Annotated in this window: 14 protein-coding genes; 4 read left to right on the forward strand and 10 right to left on the reverse strand. The window is 65.9% G+C overall.

The window, feature by feature from the left end; all coding sequences use genetic code 11:
• Positions 1-89 precede the first annotated feature (89 nt).
• Genes cydB through ACT6UX_RS11795 form a run of 3 tightly spaced genes read right to left on the reverse strand, consistent with a single transcriptional unit; the run spans position 90 to position 3,911 of the window.
• Positions 90-1,097: a cytochrome d ubiquinol oxidase subunit II gene (gene cydB, locus ACT6UX_RS11785; protein ID WP_444775480.1), complete on the reverse strand. Its 1,008-nt coding sequence runs from the start codon at positions 1,095-1,097 to the stop codon at positions 90-92.
• Positions 1,094-2,527, reverse strand: a complete 1,434-nt coding sequence (locus tag ACT6UX_RS11790; RefSeq protein ID WP_444775338.1) for a cytochrome ubiquinol oxidase subunit I — start codon at positions 2,525-2,527, stop codon at positions 1,094-1,096. The genes cydB and ACT6UX_RS11790 overlap by 4 nt, the downstream gene beginning before the upstream one ends.
• 10 nt (positions 2,528-2,537) lie before the next feature.
• Positions 2,538-3,911, reverse strand: coding sequence for an aminotransferase-like domain-containing protein (locus ACT6UX_RS11795; protein ID WP_444775339.1), 1,374 nt, complete (start codon positions 3,909-3,911; stop codon positions 2,538-2,540).
• Positions 3,912-3,985: 74 nt separating this feature from the next.
• On the opposite strand from ACT6UX_RS11795, the gene ACT6UX_RS11800 reads away from it, so the two are divergent.
• Entirely contained in the window at positions 3,986-4,372 is a 387-nt protein-coding gene (locus ACT6UX_RS11800; protein ID WP_444775340.1) for a DUF983 domain-containing protein, read from the forward strand.
• Here the strand turns inward: ACT6UX_RS11800 and ACT6UX_RS11805 are convergent.
• The 3 genes from ACT6UX_RS11805 to ACT6UX_RS11815 are packed head-to-tail and all read right to left on the reverse strand — an operon-like array spanning position 4,369 to position 7,606.
• Positions 4,369-5,388: an asparaginase gene (locus ACT6UX_RS11805; protein WP_444775341.1), complete on the reverse strand. Its 1,020-nt coding sequence runs from the start codon at positions 5,386-5,388 to the stop codon at positions 4,369-4,371. The genes ACT6UX_RS11800 and ACT6UX_RS11805 overlap by 4 nt on opposite strands.
• Complete coding sequence (locus ACT6UX_RS11810) at positions 5,385-5,912, reverse strand: hypothetical protein (protein ID WP_444775342.1); 528 nt, start codon at positions 5,910-5,912, stop codon at positions 5,385-5,387. The genes ACT6UX_RS11805 and ACT6UX_RS11810 overlap by 4 nt, the downstream gene beginning before the upstream one ends.
• A complete protein-coding gene (locus tag ACT6UX_RS11815; RefSeq protein WP_444775343.1) occupies positions 5,909-7,606 on the reverse strand; it encodes a hydantoinase B/oxoprolinase family protein in 1,698 nt (565 codons plus the stop codon). The genes ACT6UX_RS11810 and ACT6UX_RS11815 overlap by 4 nt, the downstream gene beginning before the upstream one ends.
• A gap of 79 nt (positions 7,607-7,685) precedes the next feature.
• Here ACT6UX_RS11815 and ACT6UX_RS11820 point away from each other — a divergent pair, with 79 nt between their 5' ends.
• The gene (locus ACT6UX_RS11820) at positions 7,686-10,022 is read left to right on the forward strand and encodes a xanthine dehydrogenase family protein molybdopterin-binding subunit (protein ID WP_444775344.1); all 2,337 of its coding nucleotides are present in this window, start codon (positions 7,686-7,688) and stop codon (positions 10,020-10,022) included.
• Positions 10,023-10,081: 59 nt separating this feature from the next.
• A complete protein-coding gene (locus tag ACT6UX_RS11825; RefSeq protein WP_444775345.1) occupies positions 10,082-11,335 on the forward strand; it encodes an alginate O-acetyltransferase AlgX-related protein in 1,254 nt (417 codons plus the stop codon).
• 19 nt (positions 11,336-11,354) lie between these two features.
• Here the strand turns inward: ACT6UX_RS11825 and ACT6UX_RS11830 are convergent, their stop codons facing one another.
• Both ACT6UX_RS11830 and ACT6UX_RS11835 read right to left on the reverse strand, forming a co-directional pair.
• Positions 11,355-11,750, reverse strand: a complete 396-nt coding sequence (locus ACT6UX_RS11830; protein WP_444775346.1) for a Zn-ribbon domain-containing OB-fold protein — start codon at positions 11,748-11,750, stop codon at positions 11,355-11,357.
• 3 nt (positions 11,751-11,753) lie between these two features.
• Positions 11,754-12,926 (reverse strand): thiolase domain-containing protein, encoded by a 1,173-nt coding sequence (locus ACT6UX_RS11835; protein WP_444775347.1) that lies wholly within the window; start codon positions 12,924-12,926, stop codon positions 11,754-11,756.
• 128 nt (positions 12,927-13,054) lie between these two features.
• Between ACT6UX_RS11835 and ACT6UX_RS11840 the strand changes: the two genes are divergently transcribed.
• Entirely contained in the window at positions 13,055-13,867 is an 813-nt protein-coding gene (locus ACT6UX_RS11840; RefSeq protein WP_444775348.1) for a metal-dependent hydrolase, read from the forward strand.
• A gap of 15 nt (positions 13,868-13,882) precedes the next feature.
• Here the strand turns inward: ACT6UX_RS11840 and ACT6UX_RS11845 are convergent, their stop codons facing one another.
• Both ACT6UX_RS11845 and ACT6UX_RS11850 read right to left on the reverse strand, forming a co-directional pair.
• Positions 13,883-14,299, reverse strand: a complete 417-nt coding sequence (locus tag ACT6UX_RS11845; protein ID WP_444775349.1) for a DUF4019 domain-containing protein — start codon at positions 14,297-14,299, stop codon at positions 13,883-13,885.
• Between the two features lie 52 nt (positions 14,300-14,351).
• Complete coding sequence (locus ACT6UX_RS11850) at positions 14,352-15,566, reverse strand: LLM class flavin-dependent oxidoreductase (RefSeq protein ID WP_428685585.1); 1,215 nt, start codon at positions 15,564-15,566, stop codon at positions 14,352-14,354.
• Positions 15,567-15,594 lie beyond the last annotated feature (28 nt).

Consider the following 15,594-nt stretch of genomic DNA (forward strand, 5'->3'; position numbering starts at 1 on the left):
GCTTGATCACGTAGCCGACCAGCGCCGTCACGCCGACGCCTGCAGCCCACAGGCCGACGAACCACAGCCACTGGCGCGGGCCCGGCATCTCAGTGATAGCCCTCGTGTCCGGTCTTGCCGCGGAACACCCAGTAGGAATAGCCGGTGTAGGCGAGGATGATCGGCACCATGATCAGCACGCCGGGCAACATGAACCTCAGGCTGTCATGCGGCGCGGCGGCATCCCAGATCGAGACCGACGGCGGCACCACGAACGGATAAATGCTGACGCCGAGGCCTGCGAGCCCGAGGCCGAACAGCGCCAGCGCCATCAGGAACGGCGTGTAATGGTGGCCGCGGCGCAGGCTCCAGAACAGCACGAAGGTAACGATCGCCACCAGCAGCGGCACCTGCGCGGTAAACAGGACCTGCGGCCAGGCGAACCAGCGCATCCAGTAGGCGTCGCGGAGGAAGGGCGTCGCGGCACTCACCGCCGCCATCGCCACGATGGTCGCGATACCCAGGCGGAAGGCCAAGCGGTGGCAACGCTCCTGAAGCGAGCCTTCACTCTTCATCACGAGCCAGGTCGAGCCCAGCAGCGCATAGCCGCAAACGAGGCTGATCCCCACCAGCAGGCTGAACGGGGTCAGCCAGTCGAACCAGCCGCCGGCATAGCTGCGGTTCTGGACGGCAATTCCCTGCAGCAGGGCGCCCAGGGTGATGCCCTGCGCCAGCGCCGCCACGATCGAGCCACCGGTGAACGCCATGTCCCAGAGAGGGCGATGACGCGGATCGCGCCAGCGGAACTCGAAGGCCACGCCGCGGAAGACCAGCGCCAGCAACATCGCGATGATGGGCGCATAGAGCGCCGAGAGGATCATGCCGTAGGCCAGCGGGAAGGCGGCCAGCAGGCCGCCGCCGCCCATTACCAGCCATGTCTCGTTGCCGTCCCACACCGGCGCCACCGAGTTGATGGCGCTGTCGCGCTCGCGGCCGACCGGCAGCAGCGGGAACAGGATGCCGACGCCGAGATCGAACCCGTCCATGACGACATAGGCCAGGATGGCGAAGGCGATGATGAAGGCGAAGAACATCGGAAGGTCGAACGGCATGATCAGGCCTCCTTGCCGGTCGCGAGCGACTCGGCCACCGCGGGAGCGGGCGTGATGCCCGCGGCCCGCACCGGCTGGTCGCGCCGTGGCCCCTCCTCGCCGAAATGCGGCGGGTGGGACATGAGCTTCAGGATGTAATAGGTGCCCGCGCCGAAGGCGAAGAAGTAGACGACGACAAAGGCAAGGAGCGACGCTCCGACGGCCGGCGCATCCAGCGCCGACGCCGAATCGACCGTGCGGAGCAGGCCGTAGACCGTGTAGGGCTGGCGGCCGACTTCCGTCGTCACCCATCCGGCGATGACGGCGACGAAGCCCGCCGGTCCCATCGCCAGCGCGAGGCGATGCAGCAGCGGCCAGTCGTAGAGACGCTTGCGCATCCTCGCGAGCAGGCTGAAGGCTGCGAGTGTCAGCATCAGCATGCCCATGCCGACCATGATTCGGAAGGACCAGAACACGACGGGCACCGGCGGCCAGTCCTTGCGGTCGACCGTGTCGAGCCCCTTCAGCGGCGCATCCCACGAGTGCTTCAGGATCAGCGACGAGGCTTTGGGAATCTCGACGGCGAACAGGTTCTTGCCCGCGGCTTCGTCCGGCCAGCCGAACAGAACCAGTGGCGCCCCGTCGGGATGGCTCTGGAAGTGGCCTTCCATGGCCATGACCTTGACCGGCTGATGTTCCAGCGTGTTCAGCCCGTGCTGGTCGCCGGCGAATATCTGCAACGGCGCCACGACGGTGATCATGCCCATCGCCATCGAGAACATGACGCGCGCGCCCTCGTTCGCACCCTTTTCGGCGGGCCTGGCGCGCAGCAAGTGCCACGCGCCGACCGCACCGACGACCAGCGCCGTCGTCAGATAGGCGCCGAACACCGTATGCACGAGGCGGTACGGGAAGGACGGGTTGAAGACGATCGCCCACCAGTCGGCCGGGACGAACTGGCCGCCGGCGTTGATCGCGTAACCGGCCGGCGTCTGCATCCAGCTGTTGGCGGAGAGGATCCAGAAGGCCGAGAAGAAGGTCCCGACCGCGACGGCGAGGGTCGCCGCGAAATGCAGTCCCTTGCCCACGCGGTTCATGCCGAACAGCATGACGCCCAGGAAACCCGCCTCGAGGAAGAAGGCCGTCAGCACCTCGTAGGCCATCAGCGGGCCGACGATCGGTCCCGCTTTGTCGGAGAAAACCGACCAGTTGGTGCCGAACTGGTAGGACATCACGATGCCCGAGACGACGCCCATGCCGAAGGCGAGCGCGAATATCTTCAGCCAGTACTTGAAGAGATCGAGATAGACCTGTCGTCCGGTCCACAGCCACAGCCCCTCGAGCACCGCGAGATAGCTCGCCAGACCGATCGAGAAGGACGGGAAGATGAAGTGGAACGAGACGGTGAAGGCGAATTGCAGTCTCGCGAGGAAAATGGCGTCCAATCCCTCGAACATCACGTCCTCCCTAAACGATGCGCGACGCGTATGCGGGCGACTTCAGCGCAACGACCAGTACATCCAGCGCCGCCACGAGGTCCGAGCGACTGCGCGCCGCGCCCAGCGCGATGCGAATGGCGTGCTCCGGCTCTCCGTCGACGCTGAAACTGTCGCTCGTGACCACGGCAAGTCCCTGTCGCTGAACATGTGCCGCGAATTCGGCGCGGGTCCACGTCTTCGGCAATCTCAGCCACACGTGAAGCCCCTTCGGGTGAGCAGCATAACTCTGGCCGGAAAGCGCCTTCGTCGCCAGACCCTGTCTCGCCGCAGCCTCTGCCGCGACGGCCGACACGATGGCGTCGGCGCTTCCGTCCGCAAGCCACCGTGAGACCAGCGCGACCATCAGCGGCGCCGGCATCTGCGACACCGTGCGCAAGGCATTGGCGACGCCCGACGCGGCCGCACGATCGGGCGTTAGCACATGCGCCACGCGCAATCCCGGCGCCATGCACTTCGACAGCGTCATGGCGAGGTAGCTGCGCTCGGGAATGAGCGTCGCGATCGGCAGGGCCTTCGGCTCGAAATTTCCATAGGCATCGTCCTCGATCAAAATCAGATCGTTACGACGAATGACCGCCGCAAGTTCTTCGCGACGTTGTGACCCGATCGTTGCTGTCGTCGGGTTGTGAATGGTCGGCAAGAGATAGACGGCCCGGGGCGCGTGCAGGCGACAGGCTTCGGCAAGCGCCTCGGGATTCATGCCCTCGTCGTCCGACACCACGCCCACGAGGCGCACACCGAGCGATGCGGCTGCCGACCTGAAGCCCGGATAGGTGAGCCGGTCGGTGAGCACGACATCGCCGGGCCGGGTCACTGCCAGCAGGAGCGCCACCAGCGCGCTCTGCGTGCCGGGCGAGATGACGAGCCGGTCGGCCTCGACCGTGGGGACGCGCCGCCGCAGCCACTCGGCCGCAATGCCGCGGTCCACCACACTGCCGCCCGCCTGCTGGTAGCTCATGAGATCGGAGAAGCCGTGGTCACGCTGCAAGGCCGCCAGTCCCCGCACGATGCGTCCTTCGAGATCGGCCTCGATAGGCGACGGCGGGAGGTTCATGGACAGGTCGACGTCTATGCCGGCGGCAACGCGGCTGGCCGGCCGGGTGCGGTTTTCGGCGACGAAGGTGCCCTGCCCCACTCTGGCATCGGTGAGCCCCCGGCGGCGCGCCTCGTTATAGGCGCGGGTCACCGTCGTGAGGTCGACGTTGAGCGAATTCGCCAAGGCCCGGTGGGTCGGCAGGCGTTGCCCACGATGCAGTCGACCGGAGGCGATATCGCGCTCGAGCGCCTCGACGATCCCCTCGTAGACCGGCCCGTCGGCGTCGAGTGTAGGGCTCCAATCCATACAATATCACTCCTTGTCCTTGAATGTATGGCCAACTGTATGGATATACAAGCTCGACAATTCAGGAGGGAATGATGGCTGAGAAAGGTGGTCTCTATCTTCTGCGGGGCATGCTGGGTCGCTGCCCGGCCTGCGGCGAGGGCAAGCTTTTTCGCGCCTTCGTGAAAGTCGCCGATCGTTGCCCGGCCTGCGGCGAGGACCTGCACCATCACCGCGCCGACGATTTCCCGGCCTATCTGACGATCTTCCTGGTCGGCCATCTGGTGGTCCCGATCGCCATGTATGTGGAGATCGTCTACCAGCCGTCCTACTGGCTCCATACCTTCCTATGGGCGCCAATGGTGATCATCCTGTCGATCGGCCTGCTGCAGCCGATCAAGGGCCTGATCGTCGCCCTGCAGTGGCACATGGGCATGCACGGCTTCGCTGCGGCGAAGCAGGCGCGCGCCGAGCCCTGTTAGGCGAAAGCCTCGAAGACCTCGGCGATCGCGGCCTTTTCCAGTCCGGCGCGCAGACAAGTCTGAAGCAGCACGCGCGCCTTGAGCGGATTGAGCCGGCCGCCCCAGATGAGGCCGGCCTCGCGGAGCGCAATCTCGGAGCTCGGACCGCCATAGGTCTGATGCAGCAGGGGGCCGCCGCCGGCCCGCGGCGACACGACGGTCGGAATGATCTCGGCCAGTTGCCCGACCAGAGAGGCGACCCGCTCGGGAACGTGGCCGCCGCCCATCGCGCCCACGACGACGCCGCGATAGCCAAGCTGGTCGCGATGATCGACCATCGCCTCGAGAATGTAGCCGGGTTCGTCCAGTCCCTGCCACAGCAGCGCCACCGGCTGCTCCCGGCCCCCGGCAGCCGCACCCAATCGCTTGCGCGCCGCTTCGATCGGCGCACGGACGGGCAGCGACAGCGGCACCACACGGTCCTCGACCAGTGCCGCGAGCGGTCCGGTCTGCGGCGAGGCGAAGGCATTGATCCGGGTCGGATGGACCTTCAGCACGTCGGACGCGGCGTAGATCTCGTCCAGCATGACCACGACGACGCCGAGCGCCTTCGCATGGGCCTTCACCCAGGGATCGCAGGCGACGCGCACCGCGGCGAGCAGGTTGCCCGGCCCGTCCGGCGAGGTGAGCGCGGGATTGCGCATCGCTGCCGTCACGATGACGGGGATGTCGCGTTCGACCAGAAGGTCGAGCAGGAAGCTCGTTTCTTCCAGCGTGTCGGTCCCTTGAGTCACCACCACGCCGTCGACCTCGAGGCTCATGATCTTCTGCGCGAGCGCATGGATCTGGTCGAAGGACAGCGAATGGCTGCCGACCCGCGACACCGTCTCGGCGCGAATGTCGGCCAGCTTGGCCAGCAGCGGCACGGCGGCGACGAGATCGTCGGCGCCCAGGCCCATCTGCATCGCGCCCGATGCGTCCGGCGCCGTCGCGATGGTGCCGCCAAGGGCCAGGATCTGGATACGCGGAAGGGTCATGACAAAAGCCTCAGGGAACGAAAGAAACGCTCGGCCTCGGGGGCGCGCATGGCATCGGCCGGCGCGAGATAGCCGAGCGAGACGTAGCGACTGCCCTTCAGCAGGACCAGCTGGCGCAGCGCGTTGCCGCCGGCGAGCGGGCCGATAGATTCGACTGCCGGCGCGCCCTGCACCGTCTTCCAGTCGACGCTGGTCCATTTGCCGCCGGCGAGACGCTGCGCGCGGTCATCGAGCGCCGATTGAAGATTGAGTTTCGGCTGTCGTACATCGACGTCGGCCGGATAGAGCGCACTCTGCGCCACGAAGGACAGGCGCCGATATTCGAGACTGTAGGAGTGATAGACGAACGGCGTGCCACCGGGCGAGACCGTGTCGAGCACCTTGTAGACCGGTGCGCCGGGCATCTCGACAAAGAAGGACTTGTCAGCCCCTTCGACCGGGAACCACGACGCCGACTGCGCCGCGGCATCGGCCGCGAGCAAGACCACCGGCAGGGCGAGGAACGCGCGTCGACGGGCGCTCATTCGGCAGCCTGTGCCCGGGCGAACTTCTCGCGCGCTTCCGCCGCGCTGTAGTAGCCGCGCGCCACGTCGCGGGCGACCGCCTCGGCGTTGCGCTTCGCGGGATCGCCGAAGCCACCGCCTCCGGGGGTCGAGACGCGCACCACGTCACCGACGCAGATCTCGATGTCCTGGTCCTTGGAAATGTGCGGCGGGTGATAGGCCTTGCCGCCCTGGTCGATCTGCACCGTGTTGGTGCCGCCGGCACTGCCGCCCAGCACGCCCTGCGGGCCGGTGCGGCCATGATCCATCACCATGGAGACACGCGCCTCGCCGCGCCGCAGCTTGATGGCGTAGTTGATGCCGAACCCGCCGCGGAACTCGCCAGCACCGCCGGAGCCTTCGCGCAGCGAGAACTCCTCGAACAGCACGGGGTAGAACTGTTCCAGCACCTCGACCGGCGGCATCTTGGAAATGCCAATCGTCGAGCAGCCGTTGCTCAAGCCATCGCCGCCCTGAAAGCCGCCATAGCCGCCCCCGGTGAAGAGATACATGATGTAGTTGCGCTTGCGCTCCGGATCGTAGCCGCCGATGCCCAGGTTGCCCGAGGTTCCTGCGGGTGCCGCGAACAGCAGGTCGGGAATGGCCTTGGTCAACGCTGCGAACACGGCCTCGGCGATACGCTGGCTCACCTCCGCCGCGCAGCCCGAGACCGGCCGCGGATACTTCGCATACAGGAACGTGCCTTCGGGCTCGACGATGTGCAGCGGCTCGAAGGTGCCCGCATTGATCGGCACGTCGGGAAACACGTGCTTCACCGCGAGATAGATCGCCGACTTGGTCGTGGCGATGACGCTGTTCATCGGGCCGCGGCAGGGCGGGCTCGATCCGGTCATGTCGAAGGTGAGCTCGTCGCCCTTCTTCGTGATCTTCATCTGGATGGTGAGCGGCTCGTCGACGACGCCGTCGCTGTCGACCTGCGAGGTACCTTCATAGAGACCGTCGGGAATGCCGGCGATCTTGGCACGCATCTGCCGTTCGGCGCGGTGGCGCATTTCGGCGATCGCCGCCCGCACCACGTCGGCGCCGTAGCGGTCGACCAGCTCGGTGAGACGCACCTCGCCGGTGGTGAGCGCGGCGGCCTGCGCCTTGATGTCGCCGATGCGCTGATCGGCGATGCGGATGTTGGACATGATGATGGACAGGATCTCCTGGTCCATCTCGCCCTTCTTGAAGAACTTCACCGGCGGCAGGCGCAAGCCTTCCTGCTCGACCTCGGTGGCGCTGGCGGAGAAGCCGCCGGGCACCATGCCGCCGACGTCGGGCCAGTGGCCGGTATTGGCGAGCCACGCGAAGAGCTCGCCCTTGTAGAAGAACGGCTTCACGAACCGCACGTCCATCAGATGGGTGCCGCCGAGATAGGGATCGTTGACGATGAACACATCGCCCGGATCGACCTTGCCCGCATAGTGCGTCTTCACTCGCTCGATCACGGCACGGGTGGAAAACTGCATGGTGCCGACGAACACCGGCAGGCCGAGTTCCCCCTGGGCGATCAGCGAGCCATCGACCGTGTCGTAGATCCCGTCGGAGCGGTCCATGCCTTCGGAGATCACCGGCGAGAAGGCCGCTCGCACGAAGGCCAGGTCCATCTCGTTGCAGACCTGGACCAGGCCGTTCTGGATGACTGTCAATGTGACGGGATCGAGGTTCGACATATCCGAATCACTAGCACAGCCCGTGCCTTGCTGCGCTATGATGGCGGTCAAATCCCCCACTTTTCGAAGCGGAATTCCCATGAACGCGCCTCTCGATGCGGACAATCTCGATTTGATGAAATTCGGTGTCGGCCAGCCGGTGCCGCGCCAGGAGGACCCGACCCTGCTCAAGGGCCAGGGCCGCTACACCGACGACATCAACCTTCCGGGGCAGGCCTATGCGGTGATGGTCCGCAGCCAGGTGGCGCACGGACTCCTGAAAGGCGTCGACACCGAGGAAGCGCGCGGCATGCCGGGCGTACTGGGGATCTGGACCGGGGCCGATCTCAACGCCGCAGGCTACGGCGCGCTGAAGACGGTGATGATGGTGCCCAACCGCGACGGCTCGCAGATGAAGACGCCGACGCGCTATTCGCTGGCCACCGACAAGGTGCGCTTCGTCGGCGATCCGGTGGCCTTCGTCGTCGCCGAGACCCAGGCGCAGGCCAGGGACGCCGCCGAAGCGGTCGTGCTCGACATCGAAGCACTGCCCGCGGTGACCGAGGCGCGCGCCGCCGCCCAGCCCGGCGCGCCGACCGTATTCGACGACGTGCCTGACAATGTCTGCGCCGACTTCCAGTTCGGCGACAGCGCCGTGGTCGCCGACGCCTTTGCCAAGGCCGCGCACGTGACGAAGCTCCACATCGTCAGCAACCGCATCGTCGTCTGCGCCATGGAGCCGCGCACGGCGATTGGCCACTACGACAAGGAGACCGATCGCTCGACCCTCTATGCCGGCTGCCAGGGCGTGTTCGGCCTCAAGAACCAGATGGCGGCCCTGCTGGGCATCAAGCCCGCACAGATGCGCGTCGTGACGGGCAATGTCGGCGGCTCCTTCGGCATGAAGGGCTCGCCCTATCCGGAATATGCCGGCCTCTTCCATGCCTCGAAGATTCTCGGCCGTCCGGTCAAATGGACCGACGACCGGTCGGGCAGCTTCCTCAGCGACCAGCATGGGCGCGACCATGATTTCGACGCCGAGCTGGCCCTCGACAAGGACGGCACCTTCCTCGCCGTCCGCCTCAAGGGCTACGCCAATCTCGGCGCCTATCTCTCGAATGTCGGCGCGGCCATGGGCGCGCTGGGCGTCTCGCGTAATCTCGCCGCGGTCTACCGCACGCCGCTGATCGAGGTGCAGACCAAGGTGGCCTTCACTCACACCTCGCCGATCGGCGCCTATCGCGGCGCCGGCCGCCCCGAGGCCAACTATTTCATGGAGCGCCTGATCACCACCGCCGCCCGCGAGATGGGCCTCGACCAGATGGAGATGCGCCGACGCAACCACATCAAGCCCGAAGAGATGCCGTACAAGACCGCGTCAGGCACCACCTACGACAGCGGCGAGTTCACCGTCCTGCTCGACAAGGCGCTGGAGCTGGCGGACGTGTCGGGCTTCGAGGCGCGGAAGGAGGAGAGCGCACGGCGCGGCAAGCTGCGCGGCCTCGGCATCGGCGACTATCTCGAAGTGACGGCGCCGCCCACGAACGAGATGGGCGGCCTGCGCTTCGAGGAGAACGGCGACGTCACGATCATCACCGGCACGCTGGACTACGGCCAAGGTCACTGGTCGGCCTTCGCGCAGGTGCTCACCACCAAGCTCGGCATCCCGTTCCACCGGATCAAGCTGAAGCAGGGCGACAGCGACCTGCTGATCGCCGGCGGCGGCACGGGCGGCTCCAAGTCGATCATGGCCTCGGGCGCGGCGATCGTCGAAGCGTCGGACAAGGTGATCGAAAAGGGCAAGGAGATCGCGGGCGTCGTGCTGGAAGCCTCGGCCGCCGACATCGAGTTCAAGCTCGGCCGCTTCGAGATCGTCGGCACCGACCGCGGCATCGGCATCCTGGAGCTGGCAGCCAGGCTGCGCGGCGGCCTGAAGCTGCCCGAGGGCATGCCCAGCACGCTCGACGTCAGTCATGTCCACGAGGCGGCGCCGTCGGCCTATCCCAACGGCACCCATGTGGCGGAGGTCGAGATCGATCCCGACACCGGCCATGTCGAGGTCGTTAAATACACGATGGTCGGCGACTTCGGGACGGTCATCAATCCGCTGCTGGTCGAGGGTCAGAGCCATGGCGGCGTGGTCCAGGGCATCAGCCAGGCGATCTTCGAGCATGTCGTCTACAGCGAAGAGGGCCAGCCGCTGACCGGCAGCTTCACCGACTATGCGATCCCGCGGGCGGGTGACGCCCCGTCCTTCAAGATCGACTATCACTCGGTGCCGGCGAAGACCAACGTGCTGGGCGCCAAGGGCTGCGGCGAGGCCGGCTGCGCGGGCTCCCTGCCGTCGGTGATGAACGCCATTTCAGACGCGCTGGGCGGCAGGCACATCAACATGCCGGCAACGCCCGAACGCGTTTGGGAGGCGCTGAACGGCTGACAGGCGCGACAATACCGTCCTGTTGGAGAGACGCCATCGATCGGCTATGAGCAGGGCCGATGAAGCACAAGCGTCTCTGGTTCTCAGCCATTTTCGCGGCCCTGCTCGTGGCGATCACCCTGGCCGGGCTCGAGATCCTCAGCTCCTTCGTCGTGCCGCCGTGGCCGGCCCGTGAATTGCGCCCGATCGAGGTGTCCAAGAACGCGGTTGCGAGCACCCTCGGCGGCGCGCCGGCGGTCCCTGAATACAATAGCTGGGGCTTGCGTGACCGCGAGCATCCGCTGCAGAAGCCTGCCGGCATCTCCCGCACCGTCCTCGTCGGCGACAGCTTCCTCGAAGGTGCCTTCGTCGGAAAGTCGGTTGGCGCGCGGCTCGAGGAGATCTGGCAAGCGGAAGGCCACCGCGACTGGGAAGTGATGAGTCTCGGCATCTCGGCAACCGGGCCGCCGCAATACTACTACCGCATCCGCAACATCGCGCTGTCGCTGCAGCCCGACGCACTCGTGCTGACGTTCTACTCGGGCAACGACTTCGTGTCCGATGCCCTGTCGCCTTGGCGGATCTCACCCCCCATCGCCGAGCGTCCGCGGCCGTCGTGGCTCGGGGCGGTTGCGCCCCGTCTCACCTGGCTGCTGGTCAACCGGCTTGGCCTGTCGGAGTTCGGGCGCGCCAACAAGGGCACAACCGACGCGGCGCAAGAGATCATGAAGAAGCCGCGCGCCGAACGGCTCGACGCCATGGTCCGGCTCATCAAGACCCGCTACTACCCGGAAAAGGACGAGAAGGTGATTCGCGAGATCCTGTCGCGCGGCGGCGACAAGTTCTGGGACCGGTTCGAGCCGCGCGATCGGGACCAGGAGTATCTCCAGGCCTGGTGGCTCGCCGGCATGGTCGACTGGGAGACCGCCACGTGGACGGTGCCGGTGACACCTGCGGAGATCGAGCAATCGATGGACAAGCGACAGGTCGCCGCGACCATGACCTGGCTGTTGGGCGCCCGCGACCTGGCGCGCGAACGCGGCATCAAGTTCCTGATCGCGCTGGCGCCGGTGGGCGTGGTGGATCCGAGTTACGCCGAATTCTGGCGCCCGTGGCCGCGCTATATGAGCTATCCAAGAGAGAATGAGGCCAAGCACCGCCTGTTGCGCGCCGCGCTGGAGGCCCAGGGCGTGACGGTCGTCGACCTCGAGGACGATCTCAAAGGCGTGCCCGGCACCTACCGGGTCTCGGACGGACACTGGACCGAACTCGGCACCGAGATCGCCGCCAAGCGTCTCGCCGCGGCGCTCCAGAAATTGCGGGAGGCTCGCTAGAGCCTCCCGCAATCGAGCGTCAGGCCGGCGTGAACATCGGCAGCGGCGGGCCGCCATCGGTCGGCTTGAAGACCAGTGTCACCGCCTGATCGCACTTCAGCTTGTCGAAGTCGCAGTCGACGATGTTGGTCAGCATCCGCGGACCTTCGGCCAGGGTGACATAGCCGATCGCGTAGGGCACCGGCGCGCGACGCATCACGCTGTAGGAGTAGATCGTCCCCTTGCCCGACGACTCGACCCATTCGGTCTTGTCGCTGAAGCAGAACGGGCAGATCGTGCGTGGATAGTGATGCGCCTGACCGCAGCTCGTGCACTTGCGCACCAGCAGCTTGCCCTTACCGGCAGCGTCCCAATAGGCCTGCGTCTCTTCGCTGATGGCGGGAGGCGGCAGCTTGCGTTCCTTGGTCTCGGCCATGGTCTACTCTCTCTCCAGAATGACGGTCGCGCTGCCGTGGCGCAGGCCGAGCGATCCGCCCGTGCCGTGCGCGATCGCCAGATCGCAGTTCTTCACCTGCACCTTCGGGTGCGCCTCGCCGCGCAACTGACGCACGGCCTCCAGCACCTTGGTGAGGCCGCCACGATTGGCGGGGTGATTGCTGCACAGGCCGCCGCCATCGGTGTTGAACGGCAGCTTGCCGGTGCCCGAGATCAGGTTGCCGTCGGCCACGAAAGCGCCGCCCTTGCCCTTCTCGCAGAAGCCGAGATCCTCGAGCTGCATCAGCACCGTGATGGTGAAGCTGTCGTAGATCGAGGCGTACTTCATGTCGGAAGGCTTGACGCCCGCTTCGGCGAAGGCCGCCGCGCCGGTGAAGCGCGCGCCCGAATAGGTGAGATCGACCTTGCCGCCCATCTGCGTCTTGATGAATTCCGACGCTCCCAGCAGCTTGACCTTCGGCCGCTTGAGCTTGGCCGCGATCTCCGGCGCCACGACGACGATGGCACCGCCGCCGTCGGTGATGACGCAGCAGTCGAGGCGATGCAGCGGATCGGAGATCATCGGCGAGTTCACGACCTCCTCGACCGTGACCACGTCCTTCAGCAGCGCGTGCGGATTGTATTGCGCGTGGTGCGAGGCCGCGACCTTGATCCAGGCCAGCTGCTCGGAGGTCGTGCCGAACTCGTACATGTGACGCATGGCGCAGTTGGCGTACATGTTCACGACCGTCGGGCCGTAGGGGAACTCGAACGGATCGTCGGGCGTCGGCGTGCCGCCGCGGCTGCGCGGCACGGTGCCGGTCGCCATGCCCTCGGCGCGCGGCCGGCCGGCCAGGGTGATCAGGGCCACCTTGCACTTGCCCGAAGCGATCGCTTCGGCAGCGTGGCCGACATGCAGCACGTAGGAGGAGCCGCCGGTGTCGGTCGAATCGACGTGACGGACCTTCAGGCCCATGTACTCGACCATGGACATCGGGCCGAGGCCCGGCGCATCGCCGGCGCAGAAATAGCCGTCGACATCGTCCTTGGTGAGACCCGCATCCTCCAGCGCGCCCTTGGCGCACTGCGCGTGGATCTGGGCCAGCGAGATATCCTTCGCGAGGCGCGTCGGATGCTCATAGATTCCCGCGATATAGGCCTTGCCCTTGATGCTCATCGGCGAGCCATCCCCCTTGTCGATTGTGCAGCGCACATCGTGGGGGATCGGAGCCTCACAGGAAAGTGCGCACTTTCGCTCCGAAGAACGATGCTAGGCTCTGCGAAACGAACGGGGAGCAACGCCACGTGGTCTTTCGTCTTCTTTCCGTCATCCTGGCCGCGGTCGTCGCCTCCGCCGGCGCCGCACAGGCGCAAGGCAAGGCCGAGCTTCTCTGGTACAGCCAGGCCGCCTTCAAGCTCACGACCCAGAGCGGCAAGGTCATCATGATCGATCCCTGGATCATGGGCGCCACGAGGATCCCGCCGGAGCTGAAGGATCTCGACAAGATCGGCAAGGTCGACCTGATCCTGGTGACCCACGGCCATGGCGACCATCTCGGGGACGCGATGGAGATATCGAAGAGGAACAATGCGCCCATCTGGGCGCCGGCCGGCCTCAACCAGACTCTCGCGACGCTCGGGCTGATGCCCGCCAATCTCGTGCCCCGCATGAGCAAGGGCGGCGCGATCGAGCCCTTTCCCGGCGTGAAGATCACCATGGTCCATGCCGACCATTCCTCTGAGATGATCCTCAAGGACCCGGCGACCGGCAAGGACACGAGCTTCGCCGCCGGCGAGCCGTGCGGTTTCATCATCGAGCTCGAGAACGGCTTCAGGATCTACCACATGGGCGATACCGGCCTGTTCGGCGACATGAAGCTGATCGGCGAATACTACAAGCCCGACCTGGTGCTGATCCCGATCGGCGGCCACTACGTGATGGATCCGAAGGCCGCCGCCTATGCCACCAAGGAGCTGATCAAGCCCAAAATGGCGTGGCCCATGCACTATGCCAGCAACCCGTTCCTCCGGGGCACGCCGGCCGAATACAAGGCAGCGCTGGGCCAGTCTTCGATCGAAGTGATCGACGCCGTGCCCGGCACGAAGAAGCAGTTCTGAATCGCAGGAGGCTTCCTATCGAAGGAGCAGATCCTTCGAGTTGAGATTATACCCGACCAGCACAGCCTTCTTACCCGAGACGGCAAAGCCAAACTGTTCGGTGCCTTTGCCATTCGCGAAAGTGGTGGCATAGGCAAGCGAGACCAGCGTGCCTCCGGCGCTATAGTTCAGGTTGGAGTTACCTCTTTTGGCCTCTTCCACCTTGCCCAGCTTGCGCTGCACGGTCTCCATGAAGGCGATGAATTCCTGCCTCGTTGCCCCCTTGCGAAACGCATCTGCCGCCTTGTCGTAAATCTCGCCGAACTGCCCTTCGTCAAACGCCTTGTGGAATCGTTCGACTTCACGTTCTGCCGCCGCCAACTGCTCGGCACTGGAGCACGCTGCCGTTAAGAAGAGTGCGCAAGCGAGGAACACATTCAGAAAAGCACGCATTTCAGGTCACTCGTTTTGAAGCCACCATTTTTGAGGCCACCATTCCGATCAATCAGTCCCCCGCCACGTCGCGTGCGCCGGGCGTGCGGTTTCGGAACTCCTCGGGGGCCTCGCGACCGGCGTCGGTGAAGGCCTTCTTCACCGCGGCGACGTTGGGACCGAAGATGCCCTTGCGATTGTCTTTCGCCCACTGGTTGGAATTGACGATCGTGTCGAGCGAGCCCTGGAAGCGCGGCATCACGTAGCGCGCGAACAGCTCATAGGAACGCAGGATCTGCTCGCGCGTCGCCCATTCGTGGGCGCGGAACAGGACGCCGCCGAAGCCGCCGTTGGAGAAGCCCAGCAGCCGCTCGATGCCCTTGGCCACCGTGTCGGGGCTGCCGACCAGGGTCGTGCCCATCTTCACCCCATCGCGCAGCGGGTCGTCGGCCCGGCCCGGCGGACGGCCGAGCGTGTCCTCGAAATAGGTCACGGTCTCGCGGCGTTCGCCGGCATGGACTTCACGCAACGCCTGCTCGTCGTCCTCCGTCACATGGCAGTTCACAACCACGCGCCACTTGCTGCGATCCGCCGTCTTGCCGTGCTTGGCGGCGGTCTCCTCGTAGATGCCCCACTGCTTGCCCAACATCTCCGGCCCGCCCGGGATGCCGGCGCCGATCGACAGGACGCCGAGCCCGTGCTTGCCGGCGGCGATCATGCCCGAGGGCGTGATGGTGCTGGCGCAGGCGATCGGGAAATGCGGATAGCTGTAGGGTGCGAGATGCAGGCGCGCCTCCTTCAGCTCGAACCAGTCGGTCTTCATGGTGACCGGCTCCTTGCATTCGAGCAGGCGCATGATCGCCTCCAGCGCCTCTTCCATGCGCGGGCGCTGGGTCGAAGGATCGATACCCATCATGTAGGCGTCCGACGGCAGCGCCCCGGGACCGCAGCCCAGCATCGTGCGGCCGCGCGACATGTGATCGAGCTGCACGAAGCGGTTCGCCACCATCAGCGGATGGTGATAGGGCAGGCTGGTCACGCCGGAGCCGAGGCGGATGTAGCGCGTGCGCTCGATGGCGGCGCCGATGAACACTTCCGGCGACGCGATCGTCTCCCAGCCGGCGGAATGATGCTCGCCGATCCAGGCTTCGTCGTAGCCCAGCTCGTCGATCCACTCGATCAGCTCCATGTCGCGCGCCATCGCGAGAGTGGGATTCTCGCCGACGCGATGGAACGGCGCCAGGAAGATGCCGAACGTAAGTCCCTTGTGATTACCGGTCTGTGCCATAGAAGTCCTCCGTCACCCGCGACGGTAG

It is taken from the genome of Reyranella sp., assembly GCF_052439685.1.
Lineage (GTDB): Bacteria > Pseudomonadota > Alphaproteobacteria > Reyranellales > Reyranellaceae > Reyranella.